The organism is Claveliimonas bilis (genome assembly GCF_030296775.1).
GTDB classification, from domain to species: domain Bacteria; phylum Bacillota; class Clostridia; order Lachnospirales; family Lachnospiraceae; genus Claveliimonas; species Claveliimonas bilis.
This window is the reverse complement of record NZ_AP027742.1, coordinates 2,067,152-2,087,999: the sequence shown is the minus strand read 5'-3', so window position 1 is coordinate 2,087,999 and position 20,848 is coordinate 2,067,152. Positions and strand designations below refer to the sequence as shown.

15 protein-coding genes are annotated in these 20,848 nt (G+C 46.4%); 8 read left to right on the top strand and 7 right to left on the bottom strand.

Annotated elements, in window-relative coordinates; translation table 11 throughout:
- The 8 genes from R2J37_RS10190 to R2J37_RS10155 all read left to right on the top strand — a co-directional run bounded on the left by R2J37_RS10190 (position 1) and on the right by R2J37_RS10155 (position 11,080).
- Positions 1 to 1,488 (top strand): CehA/McbA family metallohydrolase, encoded by a 1,488-nt coding sequence (locus R2J37_RS10190; protein WP_316264847.1) that lies wholly within the window; start codon positions 1 to 3, stop codon positions 1,486 to 1,488.
- 2 nt (positions 1,489 to 1,490) lie between these two features.
- Positions 1,491 to 2,222, top strand: a complete 732-nt coding sequence (locus R2J37_RS10185) for an HAD family hydrolase (protein ID WP_033126992.1) — start codon at positions 1,491 to 1,493, stop codon at positions 2,220 to 2,222.
- 39 nt (positions 2,223 to 2,261) lie between these two features.
- Positions 2,262 to 3,344, top strand: coding sequence for an ABC transporter ATP-binding protein (locus R2J37_RS10180; protein WP_316264844.1), 1,083 nt, complete (start codon positions 2,262 to 2,264; stop codon positions 3,342 to 3,344).
- Between the two features lie 77 nt (positions 3,345 to 3,421).
- Positions 3,422 to 6,013, top strand: a complete 2,592-nt coding sequence (locus R2J37_RS10175) for a leucine-rich repeat domain-containing protein (protein WP_256195033.1) — start codon at positions 3,422 to 3,424, stop codon at positions 6,011 to 6,013.
- Between the two features lie 43 nt (positions 6,014 to 6,056).
- Complete coding sequence (locus R2J37_RS10170; RefSeq protein WP_256195043.1) at positions 6,057 to 7,361, top strand: dockerin type I domain-containing protein; 1,305 nt, start codon at positions 6,057 to 6,059, stop codon at positions 7,359 to 7,361.
- A gap of 460 nt (positions 7,362 to 7,821) precedes the next feature.
- Entirely contained in the window at positions 7,822 to 8,121 is a 300-nt protein-coding gene (locus R2J37_RS10165; RefSeq protein ID WP_230105859.1) for a DUF6110 family protein, read from the top strand.
- Positions 8,122 to 8,127: 6 nt separating this feature from the next.
- Positions 8,128 to 10,215: a heavy metal translocating P-type ATPase gene (locus R2J37_RS10160; protein ID WP_316264840.1), complete on the top strand. Its 2,088-nt coding sequence runs from the start codon at positions 8,128 to 8,130 to the stop codon at positions 10,213 to 10,215.
- A gap of 454 nt (positions 10,216 to 10,669) precedes the next feature.
- On the top strand, positions 10,670 to 11,080 hold the full coding sequence (locus tag R2J37_RS10155; RefSeq protein WP_230105861.1) for a Fur family transcriptional regulator: 411 nt from the start codon (positions 10,670 to 10,672) through the stop codon (positions 11,078 to 11,080).
- A gap of 172 nt (positions 11,081 to 11,252) precedes the next feature.
- Here the strand turns inward: R2J37_RS10155 and R2J37_RS10150 are convergent, their stop codons facing one another.
- From R2J37_RS10150 to R2J37_RS10120, 7 genes are all read right to left on the bottom strand, one after another.
- Positions 11,253 to 12,623 carry a CaiB/BaiF CoA transferase family protein gene (locus tag R2J37_RS10150; protein WP_230105862.1) on the bottom strand — a complete coding sequence of 457 codons (1,371 nt, stop codon included), beginning with the start codon at positions 12,621 to 12,623 and terminating at the stop codon, positions 11,253 to 11,255.
- 63 nt (positions 12,624 to 12,686) lie between these two features.
- A complete protein-coding gene (locus tag R2J37_RS10145) occupies positions 12,687 to 13,961 on the bottom strand; it encodes an MFS transporter (protein WP_230105863.1) in 1,275 nt (424 codons plus the stop codon).
- A gap of 4 nt (positions 13,962 to 13,965) precedes the next feature.
- On the bottom strand, positions 13,966 to 15,435 hold the full coding sequence (gene baiB / locus R2J37_RS10140) for a bile acid--CoA ligase BaiB (RefSeq protein WP_230105864.1): 1,470 nt from the start codon (positions 15,433 to 15,435) through the stop codon (positions 13,966 to 13,968).
- A 122-nt stretch (positions 15,436 to 15,557) separates the two neighbouring features.
- A complete protein-coding gene (locus R2J37_RS10135; protein ID WP_256195051.1) occupies positions 15,558 to 16,325 on the bottom strand; it encodes an SDR family NAD(P)-dependent oxidoreductase in 768 nt (255 codons plus the stop codon).
- A 332-nt stretch (positions 16,326 to 16,657) separates the two neighbouring features.
- Positions 16,658 to 17,248: a hypothetical protein gene (locus tag R2J37_RS10130; protein WP_316264836.1), complete on the bottom strand. Its 591-nt coding sequence runs from the start codon at positions 17,246 to 17,248 to the stop codon at positions 16,658 to 16,660.
- Positions 17,249 to 17,253: 5 nt separating this feature from the next.
- Entirely contained in the window at positions 17,254 to 18,531 is a 1,278-nt protein-coding gene (locus tag R2J37_RS10125; protein WP_316264835.1) for an AraC family transcriptional regulator, read from the bottom strand.
- Positions 18,532 to 18,753: 222 nt separating this feature from the next.
- Positions 18,754 to 20,745 carry an NAD(P)/FAD-dependent oxidoreductase gene (locus R2J37_RS10120; protein ID WP_230105868.1) on the bottom strand — a complete coding sequence of 664 codons (1,992 nt, stop codon included), beginning with the start codon at positions 20,743 to 20,745 and terminating at the stop codon, positions 18,754 to 18,756.
- Between the last annotated feature and the right edge of the window lie 103 nt (positions 20,746 to 20,848).

The following is a 20,848-nucleotide window of genomic DNA, read 5'->3' as shown; positions in this document are numbered from 1 at the left end:
ATGAAAGAGACACTGACATTTACCATCAGCCGCAAAGCGGACAATCTGCACAGGGAACCGGTACAGGTTCCCTGTGATACAGAAAACCTGTATATCCAGGTGGATCTTCCGGATGAGTTCCGGTACATGAGCTTTATCATTGTGGAAGATCCAGACGGCCGCGTCCGGCTGCAGAAGCAGCTTGCCTGGGGAGAACAGAACCTGGGCATCGGGGCAGGACCGGAGGATACCACAATCGGAGGCGTGCCCGGCAGGATCCAGGCGGGCACATGGCAGGTAGGACTTGGTATTTTCACAGAATATCTGAACCAGAGACTGGGGGAAAGAGAAGGACAGATCACCATGACAGTGTCCGATGAAAAGGGCGCTGTCTCAGATCCGATGGATACCTGCTGGGTGGATGACGGGCTGGCTATCTCGCCGGAGAAGTACCGCTGGGACAGAATATGTGGAACGAAAAAGCAGTGGTACAAGGGTGATTTCCACACCCATACAAGGCTGTCTGACGGCAAGGAGTCCCTGGAAAGAGCCATGAAGAAGGCACAGGATATGGAGATGGATTTCTACGTGCCGACAGAGCACAACCTGATGCACACAGGATGGTGCAATACATCCCTGTGTATCCTTCCCGGCATAGAAGTGACGACGGACAAAGGGCACATGAACCTGTTTGGTATCACAAAGATGCCGGAGCGCATCATGGACATCGTGGCCCACAATGGGGAGGAGATCGTGGATACCTATATGGAGGAGACCATACAGGAGGCCAGAAGAAATCACTGGATCACAAGCATCAATCATCCTTTCCTCACCATCTGGAAATGGCTCTATGAACAGACGGATCTGCGCGACATAGACTGCCTGGAGATCATCAATGATCCCACGTACACAGACGCTCCGGACTCCAACGAGAAGGCGGTGCGCTTTCTGGACGCGCTGTGGCAGGACGGACACAGGATCTACGGTGTGGGAGGCAGCGACTCACACAATCTGGTGGAGGAGCGCTACGAGGGGGCGGATCTTCCGTCTATCCCCGGCGATCCGGCTACATGGGTCTGCTGCGGCGATCTGTCACCGGAAAATCTGATGACAGCCGTGAAGGCGGGACATATGTGTGTGACCCGGTTCTGTAAAATGACGCCGGTGATCCATGCGGCAGGAGAAACATTCCTGCCCGGGGACGAACTTCCGGAGGAAGCCAGGACAGTCACCATACAGGCTGTCGTGGAGGGGCTTTCTGAACAGCCGGAGATCTCCCTTGTGAAAAACGGCAGCTTTGAGAAGCTGGAAGTAAAAGAACTGGGAAATGGCGCCTGGGAAGTCCTGGCGGAGACAGACCTGGAAGAAAGGCAGTGGCAGTGGATACGTCTGGAGATCCGCAGCAGCAAAAAGCAGCTTCTTGGTTACATGAACCCTGTGTTCAAGGGACAGAAGATATCCAGATATCGCACATTCGGCGAAATAAATAAGATGATGGATGAACCATAAATATGATCAGAGGAATTTTATTTGACAAAGATGGAACCCTGGTGGATTTTTTCTCCCTGTGGCTTAAGGCGGCTCTGGAAGTGACTCCGGCGTTTTTACGAGAAAACAACCTGGACGACAACGCGCAGATGACCGATTATGTGCTGCGGGCCATGGGCGTGGAAGACGGGAAAGTGGATCCTAAAGGTGCGCTTGCCTACAAGTCCTACCAGGAGATCGCGGAAGATATCTGCCGGGCGCTGGAAGAAAAAGGCATTGTCCTGGATACCGGCAGGGTTCAGGAGCAGCTGGAGCGGCTCTTTAACGGGAGTGTCACCAGCGGAGACATCAGCTACAGAGAGCTGACAGATATCGGACAGGTCATGCGGGATCTGAAAGGAAAAGGGATCTGCGTGGGACTTGCCACGGCTGACACCCTGTACTCGGCAGAGAGCTGTCTGAAAAAGCTGGGCACATACCAGGAATTTGACTATGTAGGAGCCGATGACGGTATCCGAAAACCCAAGCCGGAGGCGGATATGTTCCTGGAGTTTCAGAACAAATTTCATCTGAAACCGGAGGAGATCGCCGTGGTGGGAGACACTTACAATGATGTTGTGTTTGCAAAGAACAACGGCGGCATTGCCATTGGAGTCTTAAGCGGCGTCAGCAGCGAGGAAGACTTCCGGGGCGAGGCGGACTATATTCTGAATTCCATCCAGGAGCTGCCGCAGCTTCTGGAGCGGATGGAATAAATAAAACAGATCAGACACGGATGACAAGGAGGAATAGCTGTGGCTGAAATTCAGTTAAACCATGTTTATAAAAAATTTGATGATGGAGTTACCGCGGTAAAGAATTTTACCCTGGATATACAGGACAGGGATTTCGTGGTCTTTGTAGGACCTTCCGGGTGTGGAAAATCCACCACCCTGCGCATGATTGCCGGTCTGGAGAAGATCTCCGACGGCACTCTTGTGATCGATGGGAAGAAGATGAATGATGTACAGTCCTGCGACAGGGATATAGCCATGGTATTCCAGAATTATGCTCTCTATCCACATATGACAGTGGCGGAGAATATGGCATACAGCCTGAGGCTGAAGCATGTGCCGAAAAAAGAACGCAGACAGAAAGTGGAGGAAGTGGCAAAGATCCTGGGACTGGAAGCGGTGCTGGACAGAAAGCCGGCAGAGCTTTCCGGCGGACAGAAGCAGAGAGTGGCCATGGGGCGCGCCATCGTGCGGCAGCCGAAGGCCTTTCTCATGGATGAGCCTTTGTCCAACCTGGACGCCAAGCTCAGGACCCAGATGAGGAGGGAGATTCAGAAGCTGTACAGGGAACTGAACAGTACATTTATCTACGTGACCCATGACCAGACAGAGGCCATGACGCTGGGGACAAAGATCGTGGTTATGAAAGCCGGCGAGATCCAGCAGATCGCCTCCCCGGAAATGCTGTACAATGAACCGGCCAATGTGTTCGTGGCAGGATTTATCGGCATGCCGCCCATGAATTTCTTCAGAGGCAGATGCCAGATGCGCTATGAGAAGGTCTATGTCAGCACAGCGGGTATGCAGATCGAGCTGCCCCCGGACATGGCTGACCGGGTAAAGAAAAAAAGCGAGCTTGGGAAGGACGTCATTATCGGCGTGCGCCCGGAGGATATGCTGATCGCGGACGAGGGAGTAGAAAGCAAGGTCCGTGTCTATGAGATGCTGGGCTCGGAGACATATCTGTATTTCGATCACGATGGGGGAACTGTGGCAGTCAGAACAGCGGCAGACACTCCCATCCGCAAAGGAGACAGAGTGCACTTCAACTTCCGAAAGGACAAGATCCATCTGTTTGACGCTCAGACAGAGGAGAGAATATAAAATATCACAACAGATAAAAGGAACGAAGCGCCGCTTCATCTTCAGAATACGAGGATGAGGCGGCGCTTTGTGTTCGCTTGTACCTGGCAGTAGCAGAGTACAGCTTATCTGTAGATAAATTCAGTTATGACTCTGGCGGAAAGCTCTGCGTTTGTCAAGATGGAAGGGTGCCCGCCTGTCTGAAACATGTGGATGGAACGGTCCTGCACGAGACGGCTCATCTCAAGGTACTCCTCTTCCATATTCCTGCGGCACATAGTGTCCTCTCTGCTTCCAGTGAAAAGGATGGGAAGGGAAATAAAAGCAGCTTTATTTCTCAAAGCGGCAATTTCAATGTTGTGTTCTATGGGAAGCAGGATGTTTCCCTTGAGGCAGATGGAGATAAATTCTGCCTGGGGAAACTGTATGTAGAAGACGAGAGCGTATTCAAGGAGATGGCTTTGGAAAGCGGAAATTATATAAGCGCCTATACATGTACTGTGAATACCTCGAAATGGACATTTGCAGCCAGACAAAATCTGTCCTCTGCTACAGAGAGCGCCAATTGGAGCGCAAATGTGGAAAGCGCGTTCCGGGGCGTAGCGACACAGAGCGCTTTTCAGTCCAATAGCAGTCAGCTGACAGCAGAAGAAAATCAATTTGTAAACGCGCTGGCATCTGTATGGATCAACACACTGAATACACCTCTTTGCGAGGGATTTGTGGAGTCATCCAGTGTGCAGCAGGAATTACGATTTGAGATAAACGGGAAGGAGTGTGTCCTGAAAAGTAAAGGCGTTGCATTTGGATTTGGCGGGGTGAACGCTGTGTATCTAAATGTGGACGGGGCTTCTTATGACTCAACTGTGGGAATCGTATCAAATGCAAATGTAAAAGAATTTTCAGAAAAGGCTCAAAAATATCTGGCTGAAAATATGAAGAGTGAGCTTATCGGATATGCTAGCGGTGGTATTGCTGGAGTCCTGCAAGGCACATTTGGCTGGGGGGATATTACAACGTCCGTAGTAAAGAAATTTGTAGAAAAAGCAGTAAAAAATGTCTGCATAGATTCTTCAGTGTTGAACACCAGTGACAGTAAAAGTGTTCAGGATTTAAAGAAGAGCTTCAAGGTATTGGATATACTTTCGAAAAGTGCGAAAACCATGTCTGTCAAAGCAGCGGATCATTCAGCGGAAAGTATAAAAGTACCGGAAGAAGAGCAGGAAGAAATTGTGATCCCCGCTTTATCGCCGACTGTAAAAGATGACTGGCTGCGGCAAGAACTGATAGATGTTCTGGGGGACGATGGATCGGGAGAACCGGATTTTAGTAAGGCTGATGAAATCACAAATCTGGATCTTTCAGACGGATACATCAGAGATTTAAACGGACTTCAGTATTTTGATAACCTGGAAGAACTGGATATAGCAAATAATGAGATTACTGATCTGTCGCCTATATTTGGGCTGCGGAATTTAAAAAAGTTAGACGCCAGCGGACAGTACCTCTCTAATCTGGGTGCGCTTGCCTCTTTAGGAGAACTTACGGAGCTGCAGCTTGCGGATAATGAACTGACCACCCTGTCTTCGCTGAAAAAACTGACTAAACTTGAACGATTGGACGTCAGCGGAAATGAAATCCTGGTTTTCGGAACGGCAGGAACGCTGCAGAATCTACAGTATTTGAATGTGGCAGATAATCCTATGAAAGAAATAGATTTGTCAGGTTTATCAGACCTTGTGAATTTGACAGAACTGAATATCAGCGGATGCGGCCTTGAATCATTGGATGGAATTAACACGGAAAAGCTCTCAGTACTGAATGCTTCAAATAATAAGATCAACAGTGTAGATGCGTTGGCGAAAGCGGAGAGTTTGGTAAGCCTTGATCTGTCTTACAATGCAATAGCAGAAGCGGAGGCATTGAAGACTTACATAAATCTTCAGCAGCTGTCGCTGGAAGGAAATCCCCTGGAGGGATTAGATTGGATGGAGACTTTGGCCCGCTTGATCAGTGTCAATCTGTCATGTACGAATCTGACAGAAGAAGATCTGGCGCATATGCAGAACCTGAAGCAATTGCAGACACTGGATCTGTCCGGAAATATGATTTTCGGATTGTCTGTACTGACAGATTTAGAGGGCTTGCAGGAGATCAATGTGTCCAATACTCCGCTGAATAATGCAGATATTCAGACATTGAAGGAAAAGGGAATTGCGGTAATTAACGAAACCATTCTGCCGGCAGTTCAAAATATGTATTTTATAAATAATAATGTAGAAATTGATCAGGAGGGAAACTATTGGCAGGATCCTGTATGTTATCCTTCCGGCAGCATTTTAGAAAATGCAGTGTGGACAAGCAGTGATGAAAAAATTGCCACGGTGGATCCGTCTGGAATTGTAACAGCACAAAGAGCTGGGAGTGTAGAAATCAGGGTAACTACTGCGGATGGTGAATTGACGGCAGCTTATCAGATTCATATCGAAGGCGGAACAACGGGAGACATCAATGCAGACGGACAAATCAATCTTGTGGATTTGATGAAGTGCCTGAACCATGTGGGAAGAAAAGAACTCCTGGAAGGTGAGGCTTTGAAAGCGGCAGATATCAATGGAGATGGAACAGTGAATCTTGTAGATTTGATGAGACTGTTGAACTATGTAGGGAGAAAGACATCTGCGCTATGATCCTTTGATTAAGTCAGATAGTTAAGTGAAAAGAGGGTACAAAATGAGGATAAAAGATAACTACAGAATAATTCGCAGATGGATAAGGACTATTTTATTTGTTATCTGTCTGATATGGTTTGCCGGAAATGTCTCTGAAGTTCATGCACAAGAGTATGTGTTGCGTGAAGCCATAGGAGATCTGGAAGCATTGGTTGGGATTGAAATATCTGATGAGCAGGCTGACGAATGGAGTGCGGAAGAAAAGAGTCAGGGTAGTCAGGATGCACAGGCAGGAGCTCAGTATCCATTTTTAGAATATGGATCAGATTACGGGTATCAGGATATGATAAAGAGAGATCATGGAGAACAAAGGCAGGCACTTTATCGTGAATTGAATGAAGAGTGCCGAAAGTTTACCGTAGATGGGTCAGATGCGTCGACAGTATCGGTCGGTGAAAATCAGTATGCAAAAGCATTTACAGTTAATCTGTCAGAACTTGGTCTGACTGATTTGACAGGCTATGAAAAGACAGAAGTTTACTTTACATTCCGGAACGATAATCCCCAGTATTTTTGGTTGGCGAACAGTGTCTTATACTCCGGCCGTACCTTAGAGGTCGTGACGTATGACGAATACGCTGATGGTGATGTTCGCAGAAATACATTAGATGAGATAGTAAACACAGCAGAGACAGTATATCAGTCTGGAATTTCAGACCAGGATCATATCTACAATAAAGTGCTATATATCCATGATACTTTGATTGCAGATATTGAATATTCAGAAGATACCACAATACCAATTTCTCATTCTATTGCAGGTGCTATGACCTCCAGCCGGTCGGCGGTATGTGAAGGCTATGCGAAAGTGATGCAGGTTATGATGAATTCTTATAATATTGAGAATATATATGTGACAGGATATGCCGGGGGCGGACATGCCTGGAACATGGTGCAGATGGATGACGGGCTATACTACTGGCTGGATGCTACATGGGACGATCAGTTCTATGAAGAGTTTCAGCATGATTATTTCCTGGTAGGAAATGAAAACTTTACAGATCATATTCCGGATTCACCCGATAGTTCGGGAGTAAATTTCCTATATGAATTGCCGGAAGCCTCTGATACAGATTATGTGTATGACCCTTCTTCTGGAGAGATAGAGAAGAAGGCGGGAGACATTAATGGAGATGGCTACATTAACTTAGTCGATCTTATGATGTGTTTGAATCATATTGGGAGGAAGGAACTTTTGGAAACGGAACCACTTAAAACAGCGGATATTAACGGAGATGGCACTGTTAATTTGGTGGATTTAATGCGCTTGCTGAATTATGTGGGACGAAAGAGCAGTGTTTTATAAGCGAATAGTGAGAACCTGAAAAAACTTGTGAGTCAGGATGCTGTTATGGTAAAGAGGGGTGAGAAGTGAATAATTAGGCTTCTCACCCTTTTGGTATGCATTAAGATGACGGATATGCATGAAAATTACATTCAGATCGAAAGGCAGGAAGTGAGAAAGTTTGCATATGTATCAGAAACCTTCCTGCTGTCAAGCGGAATTCGAGAGCATATAAGATAATGAGAAGATTTATCGATAATGGCGATTATGTTTGACTAGCCCGAAAAAGTATTGCTATGCTGATACTATACCTTTAAGGTGATTCAGCAGAGGAGAAGGAAGTGATGGCAAGTGAAACAGCATAAATTCTGGGCGTGGGCTGCAGTATTCTGTTTTATAATGGTATTTTATACCGGATACAGACATAAGTGATCAGACGATAGTCAGTCAGTATAAAAATCTTATCAGGAGGTAGAATTTTATGTTTAGTGAATCATTAATGAAGAAGATCGGATTATTTGCAGGAGGTGTCCTCTTCGGAACGGCAGGGGTAAAGATTTTATCCAGCAGGGATGCAAAGAAGGTATATACAGAGTGTACGGCGGCTGCTCTGCGCGCGAAGGACTGCGTGATGAAAACAGTTACCACAGTCCAGGAAAACGCAGAGGATATCCTTGCGGAAGCACAGCAGATCAATGAGGAAAGGACAGCGCAGGAGGCTGCGGCAGTGCAGGAAACAGAAGAAGACGGTGCGGATCCTTCAGATGAAGGAAAGATATAGCCGTCTATGAAATATATCATAAAGCATGAGATCAGAGGCCGTCTTCGCATTCATGTCATTCAGAAAAAAATGACATGTGCGGAGGCGGATACTCTTTTGTGGTATCTGGACAGACAGAAAAATATAACAGATGTCAAAGTGTATGAACGCACCGCAGACGCTGTCATCTGTTATAGCGGGGATCGGACCGCGCTGATCCGGCTGCTGAGAAGTTTCCGGTATGAAAATGTAACTGTGCCGGAAACAGTTGTTCGTAATTCCGGGAGGACGCTGAACACAGCATATAAGGAGAAGCTTATTGCGAAAATACTGCTGCATTACGGTGGGAGACTTCTGATGCCCTCTCCGCTGCGGGCGGGGGTTGTGGTGTTCCGCTCTCTGAAATATCTTGCCGCGGGACTGTGCTGTATCCGGAAAGGGAAGATTGAAGTCCCGCTTCTGGACGCGGCAGCGATCGGCGTCTCTGTCATACGCAAAGACTTTAATACCGCCGGTTCGGTTATGTTTCTCCTGGGAGTCGGAGAACTTCTGGAAGAGTGGACCCATAAAAAATCAGTGGGAGACCTGGCGCGGAGTATGTCCCTGAACATTAAAAAGGTCTGGCTTAAAAGAGACGGACAGGAAATCCTTGTGAAGGCAGACCAGATCCGGAAGGGAGATGTCGTGACCGTACATATGGGAAATGTGATTCCTTTTGACGGAGAAGTTTACGGCGGGGAAGGGATGGTAAACCAGGTTTCTCTGACCGGGGAGGCCATGCCTGTACGCAGAGTACAGGGCCAGTCTGTCTATGCGGGAACTGTAGTCGAGGAGGGAGAACTGGACGTTCTGGTAAAGGCGGTTTCAGGATCTACCAGATTTGAAAAGATTGTGGCAATGATCGAAGATTCTGAGAAATTGAAGTCTTCCATGGAGAGCAGGGCGGAGCACCTTGCTGACAGGCTTGTGCCGTATACTTTATTCGGAACAGCAGGCGTATGGTTCCTGACCCGGAATGTAACCAAAGCGTTATCTGTGCTCATGGTAGACTTTTCCTGTGCCCTAAAGCTTGCTATGCCGCTGACCGTACTGTCAGCGATCCGGGAAGCAGGCGGATACGGAATTACAGTAAAGGGCGGGAAGTTTTTAGAGGCAATAGCAGAAGCGGACACAGTGGTCTTTGATAAGACGGGGACGCTCACAAAGGCGAAGCCGACTGTGAAAGCGGTACTTCCTTTTGGAGATTATCCGGAGGAAGAATGTCTGCGGATTGCGGCGTGCCTGGAGGAACATTTTCCCCATTCCATGGCAAAGGCCGTGGTGGATGCGGCAAAGAAGCGGCAGCTCGCCCATGAGGAAATGCATTCTAAAGTAGAATATATCGTAGCTCATGGGATTTCTTCCTATATCGATGGGAAAAAAGTGGTGATCGGCAGCAGACATTTTGTTTTTGAGGATGAGAGCTGTGCGGTCCGCCCGGAATACCAGGAAAGGTTTGAGACGCTGCCGGAAGAATATTCCCACTTGTATCTTGCCGTCGAGCAGGAGCTGATAGCAGTCATCTGTATCGAAGATCCATTAAGGAAAGAAGCGGCAGATATGATTCGGGCGCTGCGGGCAGAAGGAATAAAGAAAACAGTTATGATGACTGGAGACAGTGAGAAGACTGCCGCCTCTGTCGCACGCCAGGTTGGTGTAGATGAGTATTATGCGGAGGTGCTGCCGGAAGAAAAGGCCGGATTTGTGGAACGGGAGAAAGCACTGGGGCATAAGGTTATTATGATCGGGGACGGAATCAATGATTCCCCTGCTCTGTCTGCTGCTGATGCCGGCATCGCAATCAGCGATGGCGCAGAGATTGCAAGAGAGATTGCCGATATTACCATCGCAGCGGAAGACCTGGGAGAGCTTGTTACATTGAAACGCCTCACAAACGGAATGATGAAGCGGATCAGGAAAAATTATCACCAGATTATCGGGATCAATGCAGGGCTGATCCTGCTGGGAGGCGTTGGAATGATCAGGCCTACCTCCTCCGCTTTGCTCCACAATACATCGACCCTGCTGATCAGCTTAAGGAGCATGAGAAATCTTTTGACAGACGGAAATAAATAAGAATGATGCGAAGAGGGGGACTCACAATATGTGCAGTCCCCCTCAGTTGTCGGCCCGGCTTAGGTCAACGTAATATATCCCTGTGTGTGGGAGACGCTTGATTAAAAGAACAAAGAGTTCCGCTTGCGGAACTCTCGCGCCGAGCGCGGTCGCCTTAGTGGCAAAATTCCACTTCGCGCGAGTGCGCATCCCGCAGAACGTTTTATTTAATAGGAAAGAAATTTCCTATTAAATAAAAAATCCTGAAAAATGTATAAGATAGTTATTGAAATCTAACTAAAGTTAGAATATACTAATTCAAGGTAGGAATAATCCTGTTTCAAAACGTATTCGTTGATGTGGTATCTCTTATACTGAAAGGATCAGGCAAACGTTTTAACGGTGAGGGTGCATGGAGCGGCGGAGCAGGATTTGAAGTCATCAGTATTTCACAAACGTAAGGCGGGGCGAGTGAGTGAACGGAAAAGATGAGATTATTCAAAGGCTAAAAGAAAACGGGTGCCGGATCACAAAGCAGAGAAAGATCCTGATTGATATTATTTTAGAAAATGACTGTACAAGCTGTAAAGAAATCTATTACAAGGCATCACAGGAAGATAAAAGGATCGGCTTGGCAACTGTATACCGTATGATCAATGCACTGGAAGAAATCGGTGCAATCAACAGAAAGAATATGTATAGAGTAGAATGCGGGGAGACAGGTAATAATGATGACGGATGTGAAATTGTTCTGGAGGATGATACGGTTCTGCGAATGCCGAAAGAAAAGCTGGATCGGATTGTTCAGGAAGGTGTCAGACAAAGCGGATATCTGAATTCGGGGAAGAAAATATCAAAGATTATTTATCATAGCGGGCAGATATAACAGACGTATCGCCGCTATAACTAGTAAACTGCATAAAAGACGGATAGGCAGTAAATATTAAGGTTAACCCGGTAAATATATGCGGGAAAAGACCGCCGGATCAGGAATGTTGCACCCGATCCGGCGGTCTTTTTTCGGAGGTTAATCAATATTTCATGAGTAGCAGCTGCTACTATTTCTTTGTTTTCTTTTTCGGCGGATATTCCAGTCCGATCCGTTTTGCCTGACGTTCCGGATCCCAGAAGAATCCCCATTCTACGAATAATTTCCGTTTTGCTGTCTCGGCAGGAGTCCATGTTACAATGTCTTTATTTTTGTAGAGTTTGTCGATCTCCTCGTCGGTATAGCCAAAGTACTGAAGAACTTCCCTGTTGTGCTCGCCGAAGCAGGGAGCGGAAGCAACGATCTGAGAAGGATTCTTCTTGAAGATATTGGTAATGCCGATGCCTTTCATGCGGCCGAAGCACTGATCTTCCCATTCCACCAGGTTCTCACGTGCTTCATACTGCGGATCTTTTTCGATATCAGCAGGTCCGTAAGCTCTCTGGCAGGGGATACCTGCCTTGTTGAAGATTTCTTCCAGCTCGTCGCAGGTGTGGGAAGCACAGAACTCGGTAAGGAGTTTGTCGGCTTTCTGTCCCCTTGGGTCAAAGAGAGGGAATCCGGTACAGTCTTTTGGAATATCTTTTGCCACGCCCGGTTTTCCCATACCGATGATCGGATATCCGCGGGTAACAGGGCCCTGTCCTGTGATAGCGACAAAGATAGTATTGCCGTCCTTTGTATCGTAGAAGGAGAAGCATGCCGCCATGTCGCTCTTGTTTCCTGTACGCTCCGGAACAGGCTCGCCCTGCTTCGGATAGCCGTTGTTGAACCACCTTGCCGGATAGTTGTCCAGCAGACGGAACATTGTGTCATACTGTGCCACGTCACAGGAATCTCCCTCGCCGGTGCGCTGTGCGTTGATATAGCCGGAGAGAGCGACGATGCAGGCATTGTATGCGGTCACATAGTCTGACAGGTACGGATTTACTTTCAGAGGGCTGGAAGTGGGCGAAGGTCCGTTCAGGTACATATATCCGCCCATTGCCTGTCCGGACACATCGTAGGACGGTTTGTCCTTAGATGGCCCAAACTGTCCGTATCCTGATACATGGACAATTGTAAGGGCTTTATTGTGTTCCCAGCAGGATTTATCTGTAATACCGCGTTTTGCGTAAGATCCCGGCTTACCGGCCTCGATCCAGATATCTGCCCATTCGACACATTTATAGAAGATTTTACGTCCGGAAGCCTTTGCTGTATTGATCGTAATGGAATATTCGTTACGGTGGTTCTGAGACCACGACAGTGTACCTCTTGTCTGGCAGGCGATGGAAGGAGATTCGGCCTGAAGGACCTGTGCTCCCATTTCAGCCATGAGGCATCCGGCAAATGGTCCGGCGATGTTGGTACCAGTTACAAATACCTTAACGCCCTGAAGAACACCAAACTGCGGATATTCATCAAATTTTTGAGTTAATTTGTTGTCGATTTGTTTCATGAATAGTTCCCCTTTCTTAAAAAGTAGTATAGTAAATAAATATTAACGTAAAATAGCTGCTGTTTAATCACCCTGCGGATATTTTGCCTGAAGCTTCTCACTTCCGCTGATGGCGCCGGATACAAAGAAGAACATTAAAACAGCTACGATCATGTAGAAGATCCAGGTCATTCCATAACCTGCAATCCCCTGGATAATAGAGGTCAGCACAGCGCCGAAAGCAGATCCGATCAGGAAGAAGAGATTAGCAGTAGCATAAATTCCGGCATAATCTTTTGTTCCGAATACTTTGGACATCAAAACTGCCGGCAGAACTTTCGGAAGGAACATAGCCAGTGCGAAGAATGCATATCCAAATACGACCACTGTAATTCCGGTTACAGAGTAAGCCACCAGACTTGCCAGCCCGACGATAACCAGTACAGCTGCACAAAGAACGGTCTTGCGGATGCCGAGTTTGTCCATCAACACGCCGCCGCCCAGCATACCAAAAATGGAAACAACGGAATAAACGGACAATACTGTTCCCTGAAGAGTTCCGCCGTCCTGCGCGATGGATGTGACAAAGTTCGGAACATGAGTTGTAACTCCTGCAGCCAGTATACCGACACAGATCACAACGCCAAGGACGCAGTACCATGCGCTGGATTTTGTGGCAACTTTTTTAGATACGCCGATCCACTCGGCTGCCTTTTCCTGACGGCTGTCCTTCTGGTCTGTTTTGTTTCCGGTGCGGTATGGTTCTGTGCCATACTCTGCAGGAGAACGTTTTACCAGGAAGAGGGCAGTAAGGACGGTGATGACGCCGACTGTAACAGCTGCAAACAGCATTGCGGTTTTCCATCCGTCAGTTCCGGAAGAAATAAATTTTGTAAGAACAGGCGACCATACTGTACCGCCAAGGCCGCCTCCGGCATAAGCGATCGACATCATGGTTGCGCGCCGGTCTTCAAACCATGCAGTGACAAGCATGGAAATCGGAAGCTGTGTCAGACCGGCCATAAAAATATTTGACAGGCCGAATATCAGGTAGAACTGCCAGATAGCAGTACAAAAGGTTGCAACTACCCAGCATAGACTTGTTCCGATCGTTACGATCATCATGATGAGTTTCATATTTTTCTTCTGGTACATTCCTGCAATGATCATAGCTCCGATCGCACTTGCAAAAGAGGAGATCAGACTTACCATTGACCAGCTTGTTGTACTGAAGCCGAGATCAGCACAAACCGGCGCCATGAACAGGGAAAAGCAGTTGCTCATAATGGCTGTGGGTATAAATGACAGGATGAACGCTGCAACGAGTACTCCCCAGCCTTTAAATTTTTTAGTCTCCATAGTTTTAGTCTCCATTTGAATCTGAATTGTTTTTAATATACTGCTCTACAAGCGTACTGCGTACGACTTTACCGTTTGCGTTTCGTGGAATTTCATCCACAAATTCAAAAGATTTTGGAATCTTATAAGGGGGCAGATAATCAAGGGCAAGCCGTATCAGGCTTTTATCGCTTACAGGCTCCTTGGTCTCAACGATAGCGTGGATGCGATGCCCCCATTCCTTGTCGGGAATACCGACAACAACCACATCTAAAACTTTTTTTGATTTTTTTAATACAGTTTCTACCTCATTGGCAAATACATTCTCTCCTCCGGTTACGATCATATCGCTGCGCCTGTCGACAAAATACAGATAACCATCGTTATCGATATATCCGATGTCGCCCACACTCCGAAAACCGTCTTTGGAGATTTCCGGCGGAGGAGAATTTAAAAATCCGATTTCCGGTGCATTTTCTGTCCAGGACATATAGATATTACCGGCCTGACCGACAGGAAGATCCTGCCCGTTGTCGTCACGGATCGCAATACTTCCGCAAGGCATTTTTCCAACGCTGCCTTCATGGATCAGCCATTCATCCCCACGGATAGAGGTGATCCCCACACATTCTGTCATGGAATAGATTTCATATATTTTCTCCGGTGAAAGAATGCGGAACCATTCCTTCTTAAGATCTGGAGAACAGACTCCTCCGGTATGGCATAAAACTTTCAGGCTGCCAAGATCCTCCGGATTAAAATCCGGCATCTTGATAATGCGCTGCATAAGCGTTGGAACCAACTGTACGTACTCGATCTGGTGTTTTTTGATTAAAGCTACGATTGCTCTCTGGTCGAAACAGGAGGGCATATACAATGTATTTCCGCAAAAAAGCCCATTAAAGGCGACAGAGTGAGGGGCACCGTGAAAGAGTGGCCCAGCCAGAAGCTGACGCATTTCAAATCTCATACCGGTCATGGCAAACCATGCCCGAAGCCCTTCATCACTTCCTCCGGCGGGCATATTTTGAAGGACAACCTTGGTTTTTCCTGACGTTCCGCCGGTACAGTTTGCAAGATTGGGTACAGCAAGAGTATCGGGCGGCATTTCAGCCGGATATTCCTGACATACTTCTTTTAATTTGGTTGAACTCAGACTGAAATATTTGCTGGGCTTCCAGCGGTTAGTCACAACAAGAGAAGGTGAGACACATCCGCAAATTTCAAGAAGATTCCTTCTGGGAAGCCTGTCGGATACAGGAACATAGCATGCACCTGCTTTCCAAATGCCAAATGCAAGAGCAATATGTGTGGGAATGTTAGGGAGCGCTACAACTACACTTTTACCTGATCGGATTCCCTGATCCATAAGATACCATGCAATTCGATTGGATAATTCCTCCAGAGCCCGCCAGGTCATGACGGACTCTGTATTCTTAGGGGAAATGTATACGATCGCAGGATCATCTGGTTTTGCTTTTGCGATATTAGCCAACTGAGTTCCAGGAGTAAAAAAACTATTGTTGCTATGATTAAAAATATTGAAGCGTGATGTACACACAGTATTTAACCTCTCATTTCTCTCCCAGATTCGAGTTTTTTCTATATGTATATCGCTTAATTAGCGACATTTGCCGGTCTGTATCCGCCGTCTACAGGCAGGGTAACGCCTGTGATATAGGAAGCGGCGCTGGAAGACAGGAAAAGAATCGCATCAGCGATAACCTGAGGTTCGCCAATATAGCGAAGAGGGATACCCTGTGCAAGGTTTTTCTTAGCAAATGGCGGAACAGTGTCAAGAAGCTTTGTGTTGATAACACCCGGTGCAACAGCGTTGCAGCGGATTCCGGCATAAGCCTGCTCCCATGCCATAGACTGTGTGAAAGCGATAACACCGCCTTTGGATACCGGATATGGGCATCCGCATCCGGAACCATAAATACCTGCTACAGAAGCAGTATTTACGATACAGCCCTTTGTCTTTTTCAGCATTTTGATGGCATATTTTGTCATGTTGAACATACTTTTAATATTGGTATCCATAACATAATCCCACTGCGCCTGTTTCATTTTGTGGATAGGAAGGCTGCTGTCAACACCGGCGTTGTTTACTAAAATATCCAGTTTTCCCCACATTTCTTCAATTTCAGCATACAGTTCCTGTGCAGCTTTGTAATCGCACAGGTTGATTGCTTTGTGTTTAAATTCATAATTTGGATTGATGGATTTGAGTTCCTCAAGCTGTGCGCTTACATCTTCTCCTTCTTTGCCGAGGAAATAAACTTTTGCTCCTGCTTTCAGATAAGATTTTACAGTGGCATATCCAATGCCTGTGGTACCACCAGTAACCAGTACAACTTTTCCTTCAAATTCGTTTTCAAACATTGTTTGATCCCCTTTCCTGAATGTAAATATGTGTGAATTTCTTTTTGTTTTCGAAGCTTTCCCGTCACCTCGAAAGTCCATCACCAATGTGTCATCCAATGACTGTCGATATTTTAACATATTTTTGATCATGCAACGGTTGGAAAGTTGTGGCTTTATGCTAAAACAAAGAGACAAAAAGTAAGAATTTATAGTCAATTTGACAGACGTATAGAACTTGAAGAAGGGGAAACCGGTGAAAATGCAAAAGAGTCATTGTTAAAAATATATTTTTAACAATGACTCTTTTCATAATTTTCTGGTGATAGTGATTCTGTTTTGCTCCCTTTATATTATTTTTCTGAAGGGAACAGATAACTTTTAGGAATACAATCAGTGATCAAGCCAAAAAAGTCCATAATATAACAGAAGCAAAAATGGATACTGTCTTTGGAATGGTTTTCTGTTTCGCTTAAGAGGGCATCCATGGAATCATTGGCAATCTGGGCCGGCAGCCCTTCGAGACAGGCGATCGGCGGCTGCGATGGAACAACCATATGCTCATATTTCAGATATGGATTCGCGATCATATATACGTAGGTACTGCTGTTGATGCGCGCCTCTGCAATGGTAAGTTCCTCCTGGCTGGAGGGAAGCAGGCGGTAGCGGTGAAAGGGATTTAAATAAATTAAAGTGTTCGGCTTCAGTTTGTACCCCATTCCGTTTACATATATCGTTCCTGTTCCCGAACGAACCAGAAGAAAAGTTTGCTCCTGATTGTTAATGTAAGATGTCGGAGCTTTAATATGCCGTGTGCGCGCATGAATATCCTGTGGAAGCACGTTGTTGGAAAAATAATCATGTGCACCGGAAAACGTAGAATTATTTCTGGGGGAAGATTTTTGTTTATTCTGTGTACTTTTTGATGTGGAATCCTTTTGCATAGTCATCATCTGCTTTCTTTTATGGTTTTAGGCGGGATGCTTTTTTCGTCCTGTTCCCCCCGACGCTGCCGTTTTCTGAATTCGCCAGGGGAAAGGCCGTTAATATTGAAAAATACCCGCGTCATCGTGCGGTCGGAACCAAAACCGGATTCAATAGCAATATCCAGAATGGGCAGGTTAGTAGTAGCCAGCAAAGATTCTGCATAGCGCACCCGGAACTGAAGCAGAATGTCTTTGTAGCTGGCATTCAGTTTTTCTTTAAACTGACTGCGCAGGATATTTTTTGTAGTGTAAAGATCCCGGGTCATAATATTTGCATCAATAGGTTCAGTCATATTGTCATATAGATAAGTGATGGCAGACAGAAGAGGTTCACTGATTATCGTTCCCCGATAGATCCGTCCGTCTTTACCGTTGCTTAGCATCTGTTCCCGGTAAGCCAGGGGCGTCATATCTGTTATGGCTTTGAAATGACGGAAAAATGAAATCTCTTTATTAAAACCGGAAATCGAAGATATGTAGTTAAAAGGCAGATTATCATAAAGAAAATATGCCATTGCATGCGCCAGCCGCATCCAGTTCAGATACTGGCCGAAATTCAGCCCGGTAACGACAAGAAGCGTATGATTAAGAGACGCTTCACTTGAAGAAGGGCATACATTATCGACTACGTCCGATACAGTCAGGGGCGCATTACTGTGGGTAGCGATATACAGGCTGATCTTCCGGCTCAAGGGGAAAGACTCAAACTGGTAGCTCGCCTTTGCGCTCTGTGCCACACGGTTATAGAGTAGTTCGATCTTACGGAGAAAAGAGCTGCGCAGGATAGCTGATCCGTAAGATTTCTTCTTACCTAGTTTCTGGAACTGATCGAATAAGTGGATGATCTGTTCCACCTCGGAGCCAGCCGGACCGATTACAGGAAGACTGTTGACAATTTCCTGTTCTTCATTAAAAGATATTCTGCTGAAAGAATAATAGTTTAAAAGCTGATAATCATAAGAACAGACCCATAGCTGAAGTTGTTCATTAAAATCCGGACAGATTGTAAGAACTTGCGAGCATTGGATCCATGATATGCAGCCGGGCTCCACTGCAAATTTTTCCCCATTTATAATAAAAATGCCACGCCCCTTTTTTACAAGAATAAAATAGCTGTCAAACTCCATGATCGGACACATTTCAGTACTGACGGTATATTCCTGAAGTTTCAGATACTTGTCAGGACCGCAGAATATGCCGTTTCTTGGTGGTTCGCATAAGGGATAGATCTTTTTGTTCACAATAATACGTCACCTCTCTGATTTCTGTGGCAAATGTCGAAATATGACACTCCAAGTATGCGAAAAGGATAGCATATTGAAAAAGAAAAATCAATGAGGCACATAAATTTTTTGGATTTTCAGATTTTGAAACGAAGAAAGGTAAAAATAGAAAAAACTGCAGATACTACATGGCATCTGCAGTTTTTCCAGGAGTAGAATGTCTTTTACAGTCTATATTATTTACAATTTGTAAGCGGCCTCAAAACCTTCCCACATAGCGAAGCTTGCCTGGCGGGCTCTCACCGCGTCGCCGATTGCATATACTTCAGGAATAAATGTCTTCAGTTCTTCGGAAAGCGGATCGTAATTTCGGGAACCGAGGCCGAAAAGTACATAATCAAATCCGCGGAGCCATTCCTCCGTGCCGTCTGCTCTTTGTACTTTTACGTCGTGATCTGTTACTTCCAGGATTTTGGAATTTACGTTAATATCCACACCTTTGCTCTTGAGCTTCCGTACCATTGGAGTACGGTTCGGCGCGCAGACATTGGTGAGAAGCTGGGGCAGCATCTCCACCATTGTGACTTCCACATCACCGATGCTGGCTTCAAATCCCCTGGTAAAGGAATTAGGACGTGCATTTTCGAGAAGAACTTCTGCAGTCTCACAGGCAACGGCGCCGCCTCCCAATACGCAGACACGTCCTCGCGGAATGACAATCTTGCCGCGTAAGAAATCGTGAGCTGTACGGACCGGATAATCCTGTGTTCCTTTGATCGGCGGGATCAAAGGTCTTGCGCCGGTAGCTACGATCACGGCGTCAGGAGCAAATTCCCGAACTGCTTCTACAGTGCCCGTTTTGCCAAACTCAAAAGTTACACCGGCTTTTTTAGCGCGATAGTTTAAGTGCACCATCCATTTGGTCATTTCCTGTTTGCCGGGGGCAACAACAGCCAGATTCAGCTGTCCGCCGATTTTTTTATCAGCTTCCCAGACAGTAACCTGGTGTCCTCTTTCTGCAGCTGTGACAGCAGCCATCATACCTCCGGGACCGGCGCCCACCACCAGTACCTTCTTGGATTTTTCAGCCGGAACTTCCGGAAAATCATATTCTCTTCCGACTCTCGGATTGATATGGCATCTGCACTGTGGACTTGCCTCGCTGCGGGTGATACAGCTTCCGCCGCAGCTTGCGCATGGCGTGATATCATCAAACCGGTTTTCATAGGCTTTTTTGCACAGATCAGGATCTGCAAGAAGCGGACGTCCCATAGATACACCGTCTACTAGACCGCGCTCTACAATATCTGCTGCATAGCGGATATCATTGATCTTTCCAACAACAAAAACAGGGATATTTACTACTTTTTTGATTTCAGATGCTTCATATACATTTACACCGATGCTCTTGTTCTGGCAGGGGATGATATGCTCCAGTCCTTCATACTGGGTACCGCCGGAAACTTCAAGCATATCGACTCCGGCCGCTTCAAATTTGGGAGCCAGGTACAACATATCTTCGAGAGAGTTGCCTCCGATCATACGTTCGTCGCCGGAAATACGCAGGAAGATCGGAAAATCCCGGCTTACATTTTTCCGGACTTCTTCAATGACTTCCAGAATAAATCTTGCGCGGTTGTCCAGACCTCCGCCGTATTCATCCATTCGTTTGTTGCGGAGAGGAGACAGGAAAGAACCGGGAAGCATATAGGCGTGAGCGCAGTGAAGACTGACGCCGCCGCATCCGGCTTCTTCCGCCCGGCGTGCAGCCTGACCGTACTGTTTTACGATCTTTTGGATTTCTTTTACCGTAACAGGACGGCTGACATGACAGTTGGCGTTTACATTGGCAGAAGGTCCGAGAGGTGCGATCTTACGGTATCCGCAAATAGATTCGGGACCTGCATGGATGATTTGAGGAATCAGAACACTGCCTGCCTCCCTGACGCGTTCTGCAAACTGTTTAAACTGTGGAACAAGACTGTCTTTATCCAGAGATGTCGTGTTTCCCATATAAGGATATTTGCTGTCGACAGTTACAGCGTCGATTACAATATAGCCGGTGCCGCCCTCGGCGCGCCGTACAAAAATATCCGCCAGCTTTTTCGGGACGGATCCGTCTGCTGCTTCATAATCCATACTCATAGGAGCCATTGCCACTCTGTTCTTCAGAGTGGTTCTTCCAATCTGAATAGGACTGAAAAGCTTTGAATTTTTCATATCTGTTATCATAAAACTTCCTCCTGAACGTTTGTTTTAATAAAATAATAAACGAACTGAAAGAGGGAGAATGCACATTTTTTTGTCAATCAAGCTACATTTTCAAAAAAAATCG